Raw genomic sequence first — 17377 nt, forward strand, 5'->3', positions numbered from 1 at the left:
TTTGATGGTCAATGTGCTTTCCCTGGATGCGCGCACCGAGTTCGTTGATCTGGTGTGTGGCGGAATGTCGATTCTCACTGCTGCCCGGCGCGTCGGCGCCACGCATGGGACGGAGAGGAACTGGTGGGCCCAGCTTGGCCACATGATGACCCTGAAGATGGGCGCCGTCGTAGGCCTTGTTTACCCTGCACCTCACCTGAGGGGCAGGGCGGGTGGGCGTTGACACGGGCTGAGCAGGGGATGATTCAGATGGGCTGGCGCAGCAGGCTTAGTTACGCCAGGATCCTTGCGGCGATGGGCCGGGACCGGTCTGTGGCCTGGCGAGAGGTGAACCGCAACACCGACGCGGACGGGTGTATAAAGGTCGAAGGAGAATCACGTGGCCCTTTGGGGACGTCGCCGTCCCGTTGGACCGTCCCAGCTGATTTCAGAGTTGGTTCCGAATGCCACTCCGAGCTCGATAGGCAGGTAGTCGAGGGCCCTTCCGGATGATCAAACTCTCGCCGGATGCAGGAAGGGCACCCTTCCCGAAGGAAGTTGGGGCCTGTTCGTGGCGTAGACTATTGAGCTTCGGTCAGGGGCGGAGCCCCTTGTACTTGAAGCCATGTTCGCTGCAGTCGCGGTGGAAGTGGGATGCGTCAAAGATCCGCCGGTTGTATGTTTCGACAGTGGTGCGCTCCCGTTCCCGTTCCGCGTCGACCTACGCCTCGTTCCTTTGCTCTTTGAGGCTGACGTTGCCGAAGCGTTGCCGGGCCGCGGTACCCTTTACGACGGCGACGAGGAACGCGCTGACGCGGCCTGAGCCGAAGACGGCGGCGACGATCTTGGTGGAGTCCATCGGCGTACCTACTTTTCGGCTCTTAGACATAACAGCGGCTCTTGACGCGGCGTGTTGCGAAGGTCAGGATGGCAAAGATGACAAAGTATGTTGTTTCGATGCGGATGCTGGGCTGGGTGACGGTGGTGCCGATGATGACGGCCTCGTAGACGCCCATGGAGAACATGAAAAGAATTGCAGCTGCCCGCTCAAGCCACCAGAATGCTTCGAGAACCATTGTGGGGCCGAGTCGCCGCCAATGCGCCGTCTGGGGCGGTCGAGGACCAGGGCGAGCCCAATGCCAGCCACAGAGGTAGACCAAGAAGTTAATCACTGAGAGCGCCATTGGCTCCTGTACGCGGAGCCAGAGTCTGTGCAGTTCTTGGTGCATGCGCGCCTCCTCGGCGGTTGGAGTCTTGGATTTACTGTTCGGTAGGGGCGCCTGATATTTTGGCCGGATGCCTTACATCGAAGAAGAGTTGAAGGACCTGAAAGAACAGGTGGCTGCACTGACCGCAGCCCTCCGCAATCTGCGCCCACGCGAATCCGCATGGATACCTGAGCACGCCACAATTGGGGAGGACGTGAAGCTCGCCCCGAACACTTCGCTCCAGTGCCGGGAAGACGCGCCCATCACCGTTGGGGCGGGAACCAACATTTATCGCAACGCCGAGATTTTTGGACCCGTGACTATCGGCGCGAAGTGCCTCATCAACCGGGATGGGTACATAAGGGCAGGCACGGTCATCGAAGACAGAGTGTTCATCGGACCGTTTGTTCGAATTATCACGGACGGGCACGAGATCGGTGACTCCCAAAGACGCGCCGGGACTAACGCTTCCGCTCCGATAGTGATCGGAGAAGGCTCATGGATAGGTGGGAGCTCGACAATTCTCGGAGGAGTGACCATCGGCCGGGGTTGTATTGTCGCGGCTGGATCCTTAGTGAACCGTGACGTACCAGACAACACCCTCGTAGGCGGAGTCCCCGCGAAGGTCATTCGAGCCCTGCCTGCCTAGCCAGCGTTACCGCTGCCTGACCCGGAATGGTTGAACGACCAGGGCTTCGACTAGTGTGTGATTCGACAACTTCTATCTGCTGGAGGATCTGCTTGCGGCACACCGTTCTGACAATGTCCCGAGGAGATTCTCCGCGCCTGCGCGAATGGGTGGAATACCACTCCAGGTTGGGGTTCGACGATTTCTACGTCATCTTGGATAACCCGGTAGACGACAGCGAGCAGGTGCTACTGAGTTTGGACGTCCCGGCGAAGATCACCATCGACGTGCGGGCGGCCTCCGGTGAGTACTACGACGGGCTCACGCCGGCGGAACGGTGGGCGAGGGTGCTGGCGTGGCGCAAGGCTAACGGGTCCCGTCTCACCGCACAGGGGCTGCCGGTAGTCGACCCGCTGGCGCTGCGGCAGCTCGAATACTTTCGCGAGGTGCTGAGCGCCGTCTATGCAGGCAACGGCGACTCGTGGGTTGCTGTAATCGACGTGGACGAGTTCATAGCACTCCCGGGCGGTCGCAGAATCCAAGATATTACGTCGGCTGCCCGTTCTCCCCGGGTTAGGTTTCTGAACTTCAACTTCGACACCTCCGGGAACGATGACACCAAGCCTTTCCTGGCCCAACACACGATGCGATGGGCCAGGAAAGACGTCGAGGCGTATGGCCAAGGCTGGGAGCACCGTGTGAAAACTATCGCCCGTAACGATGCCTTGCTGCCGTTCACGTCAGTCCACCCGATCAGCAAAGGCCCCTGCGAGATCTCCGACCCTGATGTTGCAAGGCTGCACCACTACAAGATTCCAGATCAAGGACTCCCTATTCCGTACTCCACGAAGGACACCACCTTGATTAACACTCTGTGCTCCAGGTGCAGGACCCCGATCGAAGCCTTCGAACCCTTCGAAGGGGAATCTAATCTTGGCCCGGCTGAAGTCCTGATGCAGGCCTTCCCGTGCGAGCATTTATTCCCGTTGGACGAAGCCGAATCGATGACTCAGGCGACAAGTCCGCGTTAGCCGTTCAGCAGCCTGTGATGGCTGTGGGGGGTCGATCGAAGCCATAAATGCGTGGCGGGATCTTCCGGCGGAATTTGTTCCTTGGCAGACGGTATGGAAGCCACCGGCATTTCGCCGCCGCCGGGATCTGGAACCGGATCCACGGGAGGCTTCTGGCCGAGGCTGACGCCGCCGGGAAGATCGACTGGACGAACCTTCCCCGCACTACAGGGGAACCCCCGAACTACGACAAACTGTTTGAGGAACCATCCGACTATGCCATCGGCTCCTCGAGGGCGGGCCGAGTAGCAAGATGCCCCACGCCTGTGACGGTAAAGACCGACCAGCGTCAAAGATTCTTGGCTTCGGACGAGTTGGCGACTCATCGATGTTCCCGGCCGTCACAGGCGCGTCGTCAACTGGCTACGTTGGGTGGGCTCCGAGAAGACGGGCATAGCACTCTGCCCGCTACCGCCGCGCACCACGTGGCTACGCGGCTAAGCGGAGGTCTTCTATGAATCAAAGCGCCCGATAGTTGGATTACCTCCTCAAGGTTAGTCTGATGGCACAACGTAAATACACCGGAGGATTGGATTTGCAGCACACGATCTTGACCATGTCCCGTGGTGATGCTCCGAGGTTGAGAGAATGGGTGGAGTATCATTCATGGCTCGGTTTCGATGAGTTCCACGTCATTCTTGACAACCCGATTGACGACAGCGAGCACGTCCTCCGGATTCTCAACGTACCGGCAAAGATCACCGTTGAAGTCAGACCCGCTCTGGACGAGTACTACGACGGGCTGGCAGGCGAGGAGAAGTTGTCCCGGGCACAGGTCTGGCGGGAACTGCACCTTGACCGCATCGCTGAATGGGGACTCCCGATAGTGGATCCGTTGTCCATGCGTCAGTACCTATACTTGCCCGCCGCTCTCAATAAGTATGCTCTCCGAGGTGAGGGATGGGTTTCCGTAATAGATGTTGACGAATTCATCGTCCTACCCGGAGGACGTAAGATCACGGACGTGACGACCGCGGCGAAGATGCCGCGCGTGAGGTTCCTGAACTTTAACTTTGACTTCAAGGAGCGTGACCCTGCGCGTCCGATCCTCCAGCAGCACACTCAACGATGGGCGCGGGAAGACATCGTCGCTCAGGGCCAGGGTTGGGACACCCGGGTGAAGTCGATCGTCCGATACGACGCCGCTGTCCCTATGGCTTCTGTCCATGGGATCAGTCGCGGCTGGTTCGAAACCCTTGAACCGGAGATCGGTCGCCTCCATCACTACAAAGTAAGCGGACACGGTGTCCCTGTGCTCCCGTTCTGTGTGGAGGACCGGGCCGCCGCTGACGCATTCAGGGTCAGTGAAGACCCACATTCACACCTCTAATGGCCACGTTGGCCAATGAACTGTGAGGATTAGGGTCGCTGGTCCGGGACTGGCTGGTCGGCAAGCCTCCTCCGTGGAGGACGGGGCCGGTTGGGCTTCTTCCGCGGTCTGACCGTCGGTGGGATCCGTGGCAGACTTGGCGAACGCCGATGCCCCACGCCGGACTGGTCGCCGCCATCGCCGCGAACTTACCAGGGACTCCCTGACAGCGTTGGTGTACAAACTACGCGGCGAACCTGGTGTCGGTGACCTCGAAGTCGTCGTAGTCGAAGGCGAGTCTTGCGGCAGTCGGTCTACGACCAGCGCGACGTGGCCGGGGTACGCAGTACAAGTTCGACAGCGTACTGGATGCCCCACCCAGTAGTCGCCCCACGTCGCGGACTGCCTTGAGGCCGCCCGGGCGTGGGCATTCTTGCGTTCACAGCCTTCGCGAAGGGCCCCTGACTCTGCGTCTGGCCCAACAACCCGCCTTGAGCAACCGATTCCCCGCAGCGGAAACTACTGAATGAAACGCCGGATATACCGTGTTTGAGATAGTCCCCTCAGTTCCACTCATCCGCCTTGTTACCGAATCGCAGCCCGTGTAATTGGGCGGTGCCCGTCTCGGCTATGCTGTTAGCTGGTTTGCCGTAGGACGCTCGGGCCTAGAGGGGAGAGGGTATGGGTAATGAGTCAGATTCTTGATATCGAAAAAAATACAGCGAAGATCTCACTGCCAGCTACGGAGGGGATCAGTCGAATCAGCTTGTCCCTGGAAAGTATGCAGGGCGTGGAGGAAAAGTCCATCGCCGTCGTAGTCAAGGCACGGAACGCAGAAGGTATTGACGTCGCTGAGTCGTGCAAGGGAGTGTATTTCTCGACCATCCTCGGCGAGATGTTCGCCTACCTTCCAGGAACACCGCGCGACCAGTTCAGCGCGCCCGTGATGTTGGAGTTTCTGGATAAGCCAGCGGAAGTCTGCTTCACACTACTCACATGGCCGGGGCGCGAACCTGTCCCCGACGGAACTTTCGGAGGTAGCGCGTTCTTCATGGAATCGACTTACGCAGAATCCGAAGGCTCGTTGAAGCGGAATCGAATTCTCAAAAGTGGGGGACGCAAGTTCAAATGATCGAAAAGTCGATTGACGTATCGGTCGTGATCGGATTCAGTAACTGGGGTCTAACACGGCTCGAACTTGCTGTTCGATCCATTCAGGCATCTTTTGGTGCCTTACGCGGAGAAGTCATTGTCTCCGATTACGGCTCGGATACTTATGAAGACACCCGCGTTCTGATGGAGTCGTTGGGGGCCCGCTATGTCTACACGTCGACGGATGGGACATGGTCCCGTTCACGGGCTCTGAATGCAGGCTTTGCCGTTTCCTCGGGTGCGGTGCTTGTTTCAACTGATGCTGACATGGTATTCAGCCCTCAATCAATGGAAACCATCGGAACCTGGATCCTTAATGATCCTTCTCTGTGCCTGCTGCTCCAGTGCCGCGATCTGCCAGAGCAATGGACGGATGGCGACATCGAGCGTCTGGGTTACCAGTGGGATACGTTCGAACGAGTTTCTAGGCTCCGGCCACGATGGGGCATGGGAGGCATGATGGCCGTACCTCGCGAAGTCTTCATGCGCATTCGCGGTTTGGACGAACGCATGCATACCTATGGAGGAGAAGACATCGACTTCGCCACGAGAGCGAAACGTGCGGGCCAACGTCTTCTGTGGGTAGATGACGAACGCGTTCGCATGTACCACATGTGGCATCCACCGACTCGGAAGACGCACGAAAAATCCGTGGCTGCTTCGAGTGCTATCGAGTTCAATAAGAACATTGTCTATACTGACAAGACATTCGTCCGGAATACGCCTGTCTGGCTGCATCGTCCCTCTGATGCAAAGCCTTTAGTAACCGTGGCTATTTCGACTCTTAACCGAGCGAACTTCTTGGCCGAGAGTATTAGTTCAGTGCTTTGCCAGACCATGCAGGATTTCGAGATCGTAGTGGTAGACGACGGCTCAACAGACAATACTCGCCAGATTGTTGAGAGTTTCGACGATCACCGCATCCGATATTTCTTTCAAGAGAATTCGGGTATAGCCGCAGCGCGCAACCGAGCTGCCGACGAGGCGCGCGGGTACTATACCGCCGTCCACGACGATGATGACCTCATGACTCCGTGGCGCCTGGAGAAACACTTTGAGCACATAGTCGCTGGAACACACGGGTCCTTCGGTTCTTTCGTCAACTTTGACGATTCGACAGGCGAGATGAAGCTCTTTGCCTCAAAAATTCTCAATGACGGAACCATCATTGCGACAGGAGGCGCACCGGGACATGGTACGTGGCTTGTCGAAACCGACATCATTAGACGACTGAGATACGACGAATCGCTTTCCAGTGGCGTCGACAACAACCTGGCGCTTCGAATGGTCCGCTCCGGCGTGGCCTTGAAGCACTCGGGTGAGATCATGATGCTGCGCAGGGTTCACGACGGTCAGATCACGGTGAGCGATGGATCGGTCCAGAAGACCTCCGCTCGGCAGACGCGGCAGCTGTTCTCCTATGTCACGACAAGATGGGGCGCTGACAAGTTGAGTGCCGAACGAGGAAGCGAAGACTATGTTCCAGTCCGGCTAGGGAAAGACCTGGATGCTTTGGTGCCCTTCCTGCCGGATTCGCTCGTGCAGAGAGTCGTGTCGTTCCGAGGCTCGTTGGAATGCCTTCCCGATTCGATTAAGCAGCATCTGCTTGGCCGTTGCTCGCACGTTGTCGTGGAACGCGATGGGGATGAGAACCTCATTCAGTACTCGGGCGTTATGGTTGGTGCTTCGCTGAGGGAACTAGCTCTGCTTCGGCGCGTGGGGGCCCAGTTCCATGTTACGGGCGAACTTACTGGCTCAGTCGATGCGAGGAAAGAGCCTGTTCCTGCCGCTCCCGGGGACATCATGGAAGGGGCGATCCGTCAGGCTTTCGAAGATTTCGTAGAGCGCCAAGGCGCTGAGGACGGCGCCTCGTTCGGTCTCATTAGGAAGCTCGAGCCCAGCGATAAATGGTCGCACTCGGGTTGGACACGGAGATTCGCTTGCGGAGGCTTAGAGGAGACCGTCGTGTTTTCGAGATTCACGAATGTTGTGGAGGCATTCATGGCGCAGATCGAAAGTGACTGGGCGGAGATGGAAGTGTCGGGGGACTCAATCGAGCCTGGGGCGCTTCTGGATGCGCTCAACAGTTCTCGTCAACTTCGGGGAGCGGCATTGTGATAGTCACATGGAACGGTGAGTACGTTGGACACACCGGGTTTAACGTGACGGCCGACGACTACGATGGTGAACCTCGGTTTAGATCGTTTTGGTTTGATGCTGCCCCAAAGAATCGGCACCCCGATCGTGAGGCAGTAGCCGCGTTTCTAGTGTTCAGCTCCGCCATGGGTGGTCTGGTGAATTTGCCGCATAAGTTTTCGCCCGCGGTGGACTCTGCCATGCGGTCGATAGCGAGTCCTGTGCCTGTCGTCTTTTCTCCGATCGAGTACTATCCGAAGGCGTTGCCTGGCGGGTCCCGCCCATTGAACCTTTCCTGGTCGGGCATCGAGGCAGCGTCGACGGACGAGACGACTCGTGATGACACCACGTACCTCCGCATCGAACGGTCCGATGAAACGGCAGGGTCACTTCGAACTCTGCGTGGTTTGACTATGTCGTCGAACGCATGGCTGCATTCCGATGGTCGACGGGGCCACGTTTCCAGCATTCGCCCTTATCTGGCTGCCGCAGTTCTGTTTGCGGAAGATCTCGACGCCGATTCAATCAGGATCCCCGGGGACTATGATCAAGAAAGCCAGGAGTGGAAAGACCTGGTATATCTCCTAGGCACAGCACGTCTGGGCTTGGAAGTTGCCCGGCCCTAGATTTGTACTGCTAGCCGCCGTCACTGCATAGCCCCAAAAAACGAAGAGTTCGAGTCAGATTTGGAAATGGGCGGCACGTGGATAAATGTGCCCGCCCAGGAGATAATGAGTTCACTACAAGGAAGAGATTCACTATGGGGAAGCGGCTTACCGTAATAGGCACAGGATATCTAGGTGCGACGCATGCGGCAGCCATGGCGGAACTTGGCTTCGAAGTTCTGGGCGTAGATGTTGACCCTAAAAAAATCGACTCCCTGAGTCGCGGCGAATTGCCTTTCCACGAACCTGGATTGCCTGAGCTCCTGCTTAAGCACATAGATTCCGGCAGATTGCGCTTCACGACATCAATTGAGGAGGCCGGAGCCTTCGGCGACGTACACTTCATCGCGGTCGGAACGCCTCAACGCGCCGGCGAAGATGCAGCGGATATGACTTATGTCGATGCCGCCGTTAGTTCGCTAGTCAATGCCATAACCCGTGATGCTCTGATTGTCGGCAAGTCGACGGTGCCGGTGGGAACTGCGCGCAGGCTGAAATCGCTCATAGATGAGTTCAAGGCTCGAGGAATTGAGATTGATCTTGCTTGGAATCCGGAGTTCTTACGTGAAGGCTTTGCCGTTCAGGACACATTGCGGCCGGATCGTCTCGTAGTAGGCACTGATTCACCGAAGGCCCACGCCGCGCTTCGTGAAGTCTATGCAGACGCGATCTCTCGAGAGACCCCGTACATAGCTACTGATTTTGAGACTGCAGAATTAGTCAAGGTGGCGGCCAACGCCTTTCTGGCTACAAAGATCTCCTTCATTAATGCCTTTGCCGAAGTGACGGAGACGGTCGGCGGCGACATCCGTACATTGGCGGATGCGATTGGCCTCGACAACCGGATTGGACGCCGGTTTCTGAACGCGGGCGTGGGGTTCGGAGGTGGCTGCCTGCCGAAGGATATCCGAGCCTTACAGGCGCGGGTGAGTGAGCTCGGCCTTGACCGGACCATGCGGTTCCTCTCCGAAATCGATGAGATCAATCTCCGGCGACGGGACCGCGTGGTCTACCTGGCCGAGGAGCTTCTGGGCGGACTCGAAGGTAAGCGCGTTGCCGTATTAGGTACGGCGTTCAAGCCGAACAGTGACGACGTCCGGGATTCGCCTGCGCTGGACGTTGCGGCTCGGCTGTTCAGTGGAGGCGCTGAGGTGAGTGTTTACGATCCTAAAGCGAACGCTAACTCGGCACAGCGATTCCCAAGGTTGAACTATTGCTCAACGCTGGCGGAAGCCGTATCGGGGGCGGACGTGGTCCTGGTGCTCACGGAGTGGCAGGAGTTCCGGGATCTGCATCCGCAAGGGATTCAGTCGCTTGTCAACAACAAACAAATTGTTGATGGGCGGAATGTCCTCGGCAAGGATGAGTGGGAGAGCGCCGGCTGGACATTCAGAGCCCTCGGACTAAGATCTTCAGACGTTCCGGGAACTTCTTTGCTCGGCGTCACCTAGCCTAGGGCAAATCGCATGGTTCTGCGCAAAGCGTTCACGGGCATCCGCGGTGTCCTGTTCGACATCGATGACACCCTGGTGGACCTCGAATTCGCCATGACGACGGCCCTCCGTGACGTCAGCGAGCACCTCCTGCCCGGCCTGGATGAGGCCGGGTGGGTGACGTTCGGGCGGATCTTCACCCATGAGACCACCCACTTCTACGACCGCTACCTGGCCGGTGAGCTGACGTTCAACGAGCAGCGGCTGCTCCGCGGCCGGGCGGCGCTGGAGCACTTCGGCGTCGAACTGGCCGACGGCGAGCAAGCCCACCACTGGGTGACGTCCTATGCGAGCCGCCAGCACGGCTACGTCCGGGCGTTTGACGACGTCGGCCCGCTGCTGGACGCCTTGGACGCCGCCGGCATTCCCTACGGGGCCGTCAGCAACAACGTCCACGACTACCAGCGCGTGAAGCTGGACGCGGCCGGGCTGGCACGGATTGACGTGCTGGTCGGCACGGATACCGTCGGCGTCGCGAAACCGGACCCAGCCATCTATCTTGAGGGCGTTCGGCGCATCGGCACGGGCCCCGGCGAAACGCTGTACATCGGTGACAACCGGCTTCTCGACGCGGAAGGCTCGACGGCGGCCGGCCTCCTCGGCGTCTGGCTGAACCGCGGCGGGGAGCCGGCCCCGGGGTTCCTCGGACGCCAGGTCCGCTCCCTGTTGGACCTGCTGGCGGGCGGTGCATAGCTCCCTGTTTCCGGACGGTGACGCTGTCCCGGGGACCCCGGTCTTGATGGCCCCGACGAAGCTCTCCGTTTGGGAGGACTTGTCCGTGGGACCGCCGCACTTTGTCGTCCTCCGGATTGGACTGGTGCTCATCGCCGTGCTCGTGGCGCTGGCTGTCCGTAGCAAGATCCTCAAGCGTGTCTGGGGGATGGGGTGGCGCCGCGCGGCCATAGCTTGCGGAGTCGGGGCGGTCCTTTTCTACGTAGTCTGGATCGTTTACCTCGGCGGCGTCATGCCTTCCAAGACAGTGGCGCGCAACTGGAACGTCGCGTGGCTCGGATTGGATGCTCTCGAGGGCCTTAGCGCTCTGCTGACCCTGCTGTTCCTGCTCCGTCGCAGCCACTACGCGGTGCTGACCACTGCGGCCTTCAGCACGAGTCTTTGCATTGACGCCTTCTTCGATGTCACCACCGCCGCCCCGGGGGCAGCCCTGACCACGGCCGTCCTTGAGGCTGTCTTCGTGGAGCTTCCTTTCGCTGTCCTCGCCGGGGCCCTCGCGCTCAAGCTCCTCAACGCCAGTGATCTGTTGCGCCTGCCGCCGGCAGCGGACTGATAAGCCGACCCCCAGTATTCGCTCAGCCTTGTGTCGTTTACTTGGGGCCGAAACTTCTATCGTTGAGGAGATACCACGTGGAACAACACACCACCGAAGTCGGAGCCCCGGGCCCGGCATACATCGCCCCCCGGGCCCCCCAGGCCCTGCAGGCACCGCCCACTATGGCCGTGCCTCAGGCGGGTCCTCCAGCGGTCTCCGCCCCGGAGTTTCCGCTGAAGAAGAAGTGGTGGAGCATGCCAAAGGTGCTGGTGGCCGCGGGGATTGCGGTAGTCCTCGCTGGCGGCGGAGGGGGCTACATTGGCTACTCGTGGGGAAAATCGGATGCCCAACACCAGTTCACGCAAAGGTCGCAGAACGGGCGGCCCAACGGTGCGAACGGACAGGCGCGCCGGGCCCCAGGCCAGGCCCAGCCGGCTGCCCCCAGCACCCCGGCTGCCGGCAAACCCTAGTCCAACGTTGGCTGAGTCTGTCTAGGCAGCCGCGACCGCCCGGCCCTTCCTCCGCAGCACCAGGAAGGCGCCCACGGAACCCAGACCCAGCACCCCGACGAGTCCCAGCGCCATCGCTGCGCCGGACTGCCGGAGCACGGTACCGGGAGATACCGCTGCAGCACCGGAATAGAGCGTGCCGGTGCCGTCAGCGATCCGGGCGTTCCCGTCGGCGAGCTTGTCCGCGCCTGTGGCAAGCCGTGAGGAGCCGTCGGCCAGCTTGGTGTTCCCGGCCGAGAGTTCGGAGGCCCCTGATGCCAGCGCCTGGGAGCCGTTGAGCAGGCCAGGGTTGGCCGAATCGCCCGGAGTTCCCTTGATGCCGGCGTTCAGGGCAACGGTTCCGTCGGCCAGCCGGGAACTGCCGTCGGTCATCCGGGCGGCGGCCTTGAGCAGGCCCGGGTGCTCGGGATCGCCGGGGACCCCGTCCATCCCGACACGGATCTTGGAGGTGCCGTCGGCCAGTAGCCGGGTGCCCAGCACCACGCCCGGGTTGGCCGGGTCCTGGCTGTTGAGCTTGCCGGCCAGCGTGGCGAAACCGGCTGTGAGCTTTCCCGTACCCGCATGCAATTGGCCCGCGCCGTCCTGCAGCCGCTGCGCACCGGCCTGCAGCTGGGTGGCGCCGGCATCCAGCTTGCGCGCGCCCGCGGTGATTTTGGCGATCTTGTCTTTCACGACGGACAGAGGAACAAAGCCCTGGACAGGGTCGTTGGCCGTGGCCTGCAGGAGTTCCAGCGCCTGAGCCAGGGCAGCGGTCCCGGTTCCGGCTTCCGGATTGCCGTTGGCGCCACGGTAGCCCTTGAGCTGGTCCGTGCCTGCGGCGAGTGCGGCGATGCCCCCGGCGAGCTGGGCGGCGCCGCCGTCGAGCTGGGTGGCGCCGTCGGCGAGGTTGTTCCCGGCGTTGCCTGCCAGCGTCGGGGTCAGGGCGGCGGACAACTGCACGGCCCCTGCCGCGAGCTTCTGCGCACCGTCGTCGACCTTGTAGACGCCGGGGGCGAGCTTGCCGTTGACGTCCGTCTCGATCTTGACGGCGCCTTCGGCCAGTTCCCCGGCGCCGGCCTGGAGCTTGTCCGCCCCGGGGCGAGCCGGCTGCTGATGCCCGAGTAGACCTTTTCCGCCCCGCGGAAAGTTTGCCGGCCCCGGCATCGGCCAGGCTGGCGCCGTTGGCGAGCTTACCGGCCCCGTCTTTCAACTGATCAGCCCCGGCCGAGGCCTGGCCGGCGCCGTCCTTGAGCTTGGCCGACCCGTCCGTGATGCGTCCCGTGACGAGGGTATAGAACCCCAGTACGGCAATGAGCAGCAGCGCCAGGATGGCGATGGCAATTTGCTGCCCGCGGGTCCGGGCGCGGGTCTGACTGGCGGCGGCACGACTCTGTGACACAGATGAATCCTCTCGACGGTCTCGCCGGCAGCTGCTCTGCCACCGGCCACCCCGGAAGCTGTGATGCAGCTAACACTGGAAAATAGTCGCAAAGCTGCCCGCAGCAGAGTGGGGGAGGGGTGGTTACTCATTGGTAACTTACCGAGCGTAAACTTGTTTCCGCCGGATTGGCAAGGGTGGGCCCGGGATTTGCGACCGCGACTGCCGGGTTCAGTGCGCCGAAGGCCGCCTGCGCCGGTGCCGCATCCCCGATTTGTGCAAGTGAAAAGTCTCGGGTAAAGTAATTACTCGTGCTGAGGCGCCGGGAGCGAGGGTTTAGGCCCAAACATCCGGACCGTAAGTGCCATTGGGATATGGTGTAATTGGCAACACTACGGTTTCTGGTACCGTCATTCTAGGTTCGAGTCCTGGTATCCCAGCTCTGAAAGTCCTCGGATTTCCGCGGATGTTCGGAAGTTTCGAATCGGTTGGCCGATTTGAAACGGCGGTCAAGTGTATGAAACAATCATTTGGCTTGAATGGCAGAAATGCTGTTCTGGAAGTACACGGCCCCATCGTATAGCGGCCTAGTACGCTGCCCTCTCACGGCGGTAACGCGGGTTCGAATCCCGCTGGGGTCACAACGGAAACGGTCCCGGGCATCAGCCCGGGGCCGTTTTGCTTGTCCTGGATCGTGCCGGGTCATAGGGGTTAGCGGCCAAAATTCGCGCAATCCCCTGGCCGGCTGGCCGTGGCCTCTGGTATCAGTTGTAGAGACTGCCTCGGTCCTCCGCCGGCTTGTCAGGCACGTTCGCACATTGCGCTCTATATGAACCACAGTGCTGCTTCTCATGGAGCTCTTATCCTCTACCCGTTCCGGGTTCGTGCTGTTGTCTCGTGTTGAATTGTCTCCTGCCGGGTTCGAGCCCCTAGACTGAGCCGAATGAAGGTTCTGGTTACTGGCGGCGCCGGCTACATTGGGTCGCATACTACTCTGTCGTTGCTGGAGGACGGCCACGACGTGGTCGTTCTGGACAATTTGTGCAACTCCAATGCGGAGTCGCTTCGCCGGGTCGAGGAGCTCGCGGGACGGACCGTCGAGTTTCGGCAGATCGACCTGCTAGACGTGGTTGGTCTAGATGCCGTGCTGGCAGAGTTTCGATTTGACGCCGTCATCCACTTCGCCGGGCTAAAGGCTGTGGGCGAGTCAGTCGCGAAGCCGCTCCTCTACTACCAGAACAATGTTGTAGGAACGCTGAACCTCCTCCACGGTATGGAGCGAGCTGGGGTCCGAACGATCGTGTTCAGCTCTTCGGCAACCGTCTACGGCGCCTCTGATCAAGTCCCCTTGAACGAAAGTGCGCCGCTGGACGCAAGTAATCCCTATGGCCGCACGAAGGAACAGATAGAAGACATCCTCTCTGACCTCGGTGCTGCCGACCCGCGCTGGCGGATAGCACTGCTGCGCTACTTCAATCCAGCGGGCGCTCACGCGTCCGGTCGCATAGGCGAAGACCCCCAGGGAATGCCAAATAATCTCTTGCCTTTCGTCGCGCAGGTGGCCGTCGGTCGCCGCGACAAGGTCACTGTGTTCGGTGCTGATTACCCGACTCCGGACGGCACCGGGATCCGAGACTACATTCACGTCATGGATCTCGCGGCGGGACACATTGCCGCCCTGGGCTTTTTGAACAGCCGATGTGGTGTGTTCCGGTGGAACCTCGGTACTGGCCGCGGATCTTCCGTAATGGAAGTAATAGCAGCGTTCGGCGAAGCCGCAGGCCATAAGGTCAAACACGAATTCGCTGACAGGCGTCCGGGCGATGCAGCCATCAGCTATGCAGATCCAGCGGCGGCTCTGGCAGACCTGGGGTGGTCGGCCCACAGGACTTTGGCCCAAATGTGCGAGGATCACTGGCGTTGGCAGCGAAAAAACCCTTTCGGATACTCCAAGGCTGTTTGATGGCGCCATCGCTTCATGGCAAGTAGTTCCGCGGAACAGTCCGGGAACCAGTACGGCCCCATCCGTCCTTGCCATCGCGGGCAGTTGGCGTGGCGGACTGGAATCGGCTGACGGCTTCCGTCGCTGCTGTTGCGGAGAGTCTGGTGCGCGATCCGATTCCCAAGCCCTGGGTGTTATTATCGTTGCGAATCGACTGGTAGATCCTTGTCGAGGACAGGCCATCCGTGATGTATCCAGAAGGCGTAGTGGGGCGCCGCACTTTTCTGTCCCTGGCTGTGGTTTTCGGGGCGGGGGTGGCAATAGCTGCTGGTCGCAACGCCGCGCCAGAGAACGTTGCGGCCAACTCCTTGGACGGGGTCGATGGCACTGACGTTCCGCTGTCAGCCATCGCAAATGAGCCTGCTGCCGTCCCGCGCCGGTATCCAAACGTTTTCAGGACCAACGCGAGACCCAACGCAACCTTCTTCAGGAACAAAGCCGGCGCCCTGAAGCTCGCAGCGGCCTGCCGAGGACTTGGGGGCCAGATACAAGTCATCGATGCAGCCACGGGAAAGCTTGAGCTCTCGTCAACGCCCTTCCCTGGCGGCGGAGGCGGTGCCGGCAGGGTTGTCTACGAACCTTCTGCAGAGGCCCTGGTTGCTTTTGGACCTTCGGCAATGGCCAAGAGTGTAAGTCTGTCGGGGCTCGTCACCGACTGCTACAGCGGCGCACCGGGGACAAGAACCGTTGCCTTTGCTCCGGCTGTCGACTCGAAGGGCAGGATCTGGAGTGGAAATTACCCGATGGGGAGTGCAACCCGGTTCGACCCGTCCACGCGCCAGACTGTCCATACGCCACGTGTGCATGCGGGGGCACAGTATGTTCGATGCCTGGCCATCGACAACAAGGACAACGTCTATGCGGGGACCGGCGTTCTGAATCCTCGAATCGTGACGTGGCCGACGGACAGCCCGGCGGCGTTGCGGGAGATATTGCTTCCAGACGCTGCCGCGAAGGGCTTTGTATATTCCATCGCTGCCCATTCGGGCGTTCTCTTCGTCTACTACGAAGGTGACACTCACAAAGAACTATTCAGGGTATTTGATCTGGAAACGGCAGCATGGAAGCGGCCGCCGTGGACTTGGTCGCCCGTGATGCGTGCCTCCGCGGCGTTACCGTCTGGAGGCGACATCTACGTCATCCGGAACACGGGGGCCATCTTTGAATTGATCCGGATCGACTCCAGAACCCTGGCGGCGGAGGCCGTGTGCGCCGTTCCCGGCGCTCCGCATGCCTTGCGCGTCGAGTCTTCGGACGGAGACACCCTGGTAGACGTCTTATGCGGAGTGGGGAACCAGTATGAATACGTCCGGGTATCAATTGGCGGGAAAAAGGTTGTCCAGTCCGTCAACGTTGACTTGGCCGACACGCCGCTGAAGGTGCAGGCGCTAGCGCCGTCCAAGTCCGGGGCCACGATATATCTAGGCGGGTACCTGGGCGACGGGATCGGATCAGTGGACCTGATGTCGGGGGAAACATGGCGTTCACCTAGCGACGCCGGAATTGCCCAGATCGAGGGGATGTACCCATACGACGAATCCATTATCTACGTGGGGTCGTACACTCAGGGCCGTCTCTTCAAATTCAATCCCCAAACCAAGAGTGTCACGGAGCTCATTGAACTTCGCGATGTGCATTTGCAGTCCCGGCCTTTTGCCTGGGCCCAAGCCGGCGGCAAGGTGGTGGCTGGCACCGTGGCTGAGTATGGATATAACACCGGCGCTCTGGCAATTATTAATCCCTTAAACGATTCAGACATCACTGTGATCAGCGGTCCCATACCGGGCCAATCGGTCCTCGGCCTTGCCGGCGAAGGCGACATCGTCTATGGGACCACCGGGATCAAAGGTGGCTACGGTTCAGTGGACGACACCAAACCAGCGCACGTTTTTGCCTGGGATGTCAGGCAGAAACGGCTTGTTTGGCAGAAGCCCCTACTAGGAGAAGTCGAGATAAACAGCCCGCTCGTCGTTCGCGGCATCCTGTACGTAAGCACCAATAATGGCGTCATCAGGCTCAACAAGGCGAGCGGGGATCTGGTCTTCAGATACAAACTCCTGAACCGGAGCGCGGCCCCTGGCTACAAGACGAGTGGGATCACGTATCTTCCGCAATTGAATTCGATAGTGCACATGAGCGGCGGGACGGCGACCGTTCTCGACATGGAGGCGCGGACCCGGAGGGAAATTCTTCGTGGCAACTACGCGGACATGGTGGTCAGCGGCGGCGGCAAGTTATATTGCGTGGAGGACGGCACCAACATCGTGGAGGTCGATGCAATCCAGAAATCAACCGTCCGCTCGTCCGCCGATCTCGTCACTGTCGGGGCTGATGGCTGGCTGTACGTTGCACGGTCACTCGGGGGCGGCAAGCACGCTGAGCCCCTCCGCGCCGACTCCGGATTCGGTCCCACGGTCCGCGGGTGCCATGTGGTGGACTGGGACGGCGACGGCATTCTTGACGTCGTGACAAGTCACGACGACGGAACGCTGCAATTGCACCGAGGCCTGCGCGAAGGCGGCTTCGCCGTTCCGGAAAGGTTAGCGCCCGGCGGTTGGCGGCTTCGACAGTTGGCAGAACCTTTTTGGGGCCTAGCGTAACG

The 17377-nt window shown here is 60.3% G+C and carries 14 protein-coding genes, 2 tRNA genes and 1 pseudogene; 13 read left to right on the top strand and 4 right to left on the bottom strand.

From position 1 onward, the window contains the following. Window positions 1-700 precede the first annotated feature (700 nt). Together ABD243_RS11095 and ABD243_RS11100 are read right to left on the bottom strand one after the other, a co-directional pair. Window positions 701-838 carry a hypothetical protein gene (locus ABD243_RS11095; protein ID WP_344365431.1) on the bottom strand — a complete coding sequence of 46 codons (138 nt, stop codon included), beginning with the start codon at window positions 836-838 and terminating at the stop codon, window positions 701-703. Window positions 839-860: 22 nt separating this feature from the next. Then, window positions 861-1055 (bottom strand): hypothetical protein, encoded by a 195-nt coding sequence (locus ABD243_RS11100; protein WP_344365433.1) that lies wholly within the window; start codon window positions 1053-1055, stop codon window positions 861-863. A 220-nt stretch (window positions 1056-1275) separates the two neighbouring features. Between ABD243_RS11100 and ABD243_RS11105 the strand changes: the two genes are divergently transcribed. From ABD243_RS11105 to ABD243_RS11145, 9 genes are all read left to right on the top strand, one after another. Next, complete coding sequence (locus tag ABD243_RS11105) at window positions 1276-1836, top strand: acyltransferase (RefSeq protein WP_344365435.1); 561 nt, start codon at window positions 1276-1278, stop codon at window positions 1834-1836. A gap of 113 nt (window positions 1837-1949) precedes the next feature. Continuing rightward, window positions 1950-2846: a glycosyltransferase family 2 protein gene (locus ABD243_RS11110; protein WP_344365438.1), complete on the top strand. Its 897-nt coding sequence runs from the start codon at window positions 1950-1952 to the stop codon at window positions 2844-2846. Window positions 2847-3387: 541 nt separating this feature from the next. Then, window positions 3388-4215 carry a glycosyltransferase family 2 protein gene (locus tag ABD243_RS11115; protein ID WP_344365440.1) on the top strand — a complete coding sequence of 276 codons (828 nt, stop codon included), beginning with the start codon at window positions 3388-3390 and terminating at the stop codon, window positions 4213-4215. Between the two features lie 667 nt (window positions 4216-4882). Next, entirely contained in the window at window positions 4883-5326 is a 444-nt protein-coding gene (locus ABD243_RS11120) for a hypothetical protein (RefSeq protein ID WP_344365442.1), read from the top strand. After that, window positions 5323-7464 (top strand): glycosyltransferase, encoded by a 2142-nt coding sequence (locus tag ABD243_RS11125; protein WP_344365444.1) that lies wholly within the window; start codon window positions 5323-5325, stop codon window positions 7462-7464. The genes ABD243_RS11120 and ABD243_RS11125 overlap by 4 nt, the downstream gene beginning before the upstream one ends. A 778-nt stretch (window positions 7465-8242) precedes the next feature. Next, window positions 8243-9598 (top strand): UDP-glucose dehydrogenase family protein, encoded by a 1356-nt coding sequence (locus tag ABD243_RS11130; protein ID WP_344365447.1) that lies wholly within the window; start codon window positions 8243-8245, stop codon window positions 9596-9598. Window positions 9599-9613: 15 nt separating this feature from the next. Further along, entirely contained in the window at window positions 9614-10333 is a 720-nt protein-coding gene (locus ABD243_RS11135; protein ID WP_344365449.1) for an HAD family hydrolase, read from the top strand. 85 nt (window positions 10334-10418) lie between these two features. Next, window positions 10419-10925 (top strand): hypothetical protein, encoded by a 507-nt coding sequence (locus ABD243_RS11140; RefSeq protein WP_344365451.1) that lies wholly within the window; start codon window positions 10419-10421, stop codon window positions 10923-10925. Between the two features lie 77 nt (window positions 10926-11002). Continuing rightward, window positions 11003-11377, top strand: a complete 375-nt coding sequence (locus ABD243_RS11145) for a hypothetical protein (RefSeq protein WP_344365453.1) — start codon at window positions 11003-11005, stop codon at window positions 11375-11377. A gap of 21 nt (window positions 11378-11398) precedes the next feature. On the opposite strand, the gene ABD243_RS11150 is transcribed toward ABD243_RS11145, so the two are convergent. Both ABD243_RS11150 and ABD243_RS11155 read right to left on the bottom strand, forming a co-directional pair. Then, window positions 11399-12559, bottom strand: coding sequence for a hypothetical protein (locus ABD243_RS11150; protein ID WP_344365455.1), 1161 nt, complete (start codon window positions 12557-12559; stop codon window positions 11399-11401). A 52-nt stretch (window positions 12560-12611) separates the two neighbouring features. Beyond that, window positions 12612-12794 (bottom strand): annotated as a pseudogene (locus ABD243_RS11155) (hypothetical protein); the annotation flags it as partial. A 347-nt stretch (window positions 12795-13141) separates the two neighbouring features. Between ABD243_RS11155 and ABD243_RS11160 the strand changes: the two are divergent. From ABD243_RS11160 to ABD243_RS11175, 4 genes are all read left to right on the top strand, one after another. Next, window positions 13142-13213, top strand: a tRNA-Gln gene (locus ABD243_RS11160). Window positions 13214-13341: 128 nt separating this feature from the next. Further along, window positions 13342-13414: transfer RNA gene (locus tag ABD243_RS11165), tRNA-Glu, on the top strand. A 302-nt stretch (window positions 13415-13716) separates the two neighbouring features. Beyond that, the gene (gene galE / locus ABD243_RS11170) at window positions 13717-14736 is read left to right on the top strand and encodes a UDP-glucose 4-epimerase GalE (RefSeq protein WP_344365458.1); all 1020 of its coding nucleotides are present in this window, start codon (window positions 13717-13719) and stop codon (window positions 14734-14736) included. Window positions 14737-14963: 227 nt separating this feature from the next. Further along, entirely contained in the window at window positions 14964-17375 is a 2412-nt protein-coding gene (locus ABD243_RS11175; protein WP_344365594.1) for an FG-GAP repeat domain-containing protein, read from the top strand. Window positions 17376-17377 lie beyond the last annotated feature (2 nt).

It is taken from the genome of Arthrobacter humicola (assembly GCF_039531445.1).
Classification (GTDB): domain Bacteria; phylum Actinomycetota; class Actinomycetes; order Actinomycetales; family Micrococcaceae; genus Arthrobacter; species Arthrobacter humicola.

Bases quoted from the DNA above. Each gene is read 5' to 3' on its own strand.
- ABD243_RS11095 (WP_344365431.1), bottom strand. From the start codon at position 838: ATGGACTCCACCAAGATCGTCGCCGCCGTCTTCGGCTCAGGCCGCGTC.
- ABD243_RS11100 (WP_344365433.1), bottom strand. From the start codon at position 1,055: ATGGTTCTCGAAGCATTCTGGTGGCTTGAGCGGGCAGCTGCAATTCTT.
- ABD243_RS11105 (WP_344365435.1), top strand. From the start codon at position 1,276: ATGCCTTACATCGAAGAAGAGTTGAAGGACCTGAAAGAACAGGTGGCT.
- ABD243_RS11110 (WP_344365438.1), top strand. From the start codon at position 1,950: ATGTCCCGAGGAGATTCTCCGCGCCTGCGCGAATGGGTGGAATACCAC.
- ABD243_RS11115 (WP_344365440.1), top strand. From the start codon at position 3,388: ATGGCACAACGTAAATACACCGGAGGATTGGATTTGCAGCACACGATC.
- ABD243_RS11120 (WP_344365442.1), top strand. From the start codon at position 4,883: ATGAGTCAGATTCTTGATATCGAAAAAAATACAGCGAAGATCTCACTG.
- ABD243_RS11125 (WP_344365444.1), top strand. From the start codon at position 5,323: ATGATCGAAAAGTCGATTGACGTATCGGTCGTGATCGGATTCAGTAAC.
- ABD243_RS11130 (WP_344365447.1), top strand. From the start codon at position 8,243: ATGGGGAAGCGGCTTACCGTAATAGGCACAGGATATCTAGGTGCGACG.
- ABD243_RS11135 (WP_344365449.1), top strand. From the start codon at position 9,614: ATGGTTCTGCGCAAAGCGTTCACGGGCATCCGCGGTGTCCTGTTCGAC.
- ABD243_RS11150 (WP_344365455.1), bottom strand. From the start codon at position 12,559: ATGCCGGGGCCGGCAAACTTTCCGCGGGGCGGAAAAGGTCTACTCGGG.
- galE (WP_344365458.1), top strand. From the start codon at position 13,717: ATGAAGGTTCTGGTTACTGGCGGCGCCGGCTACATTGGGTCGCATACT.
- ABD243_RS11175 (WP_344365594.1), top strand. From the start codon at position 14,964: ATGTATCCAGAAGGCGTAGTGGGGCGCCGCACTTTTCTGTCCCTGGCT.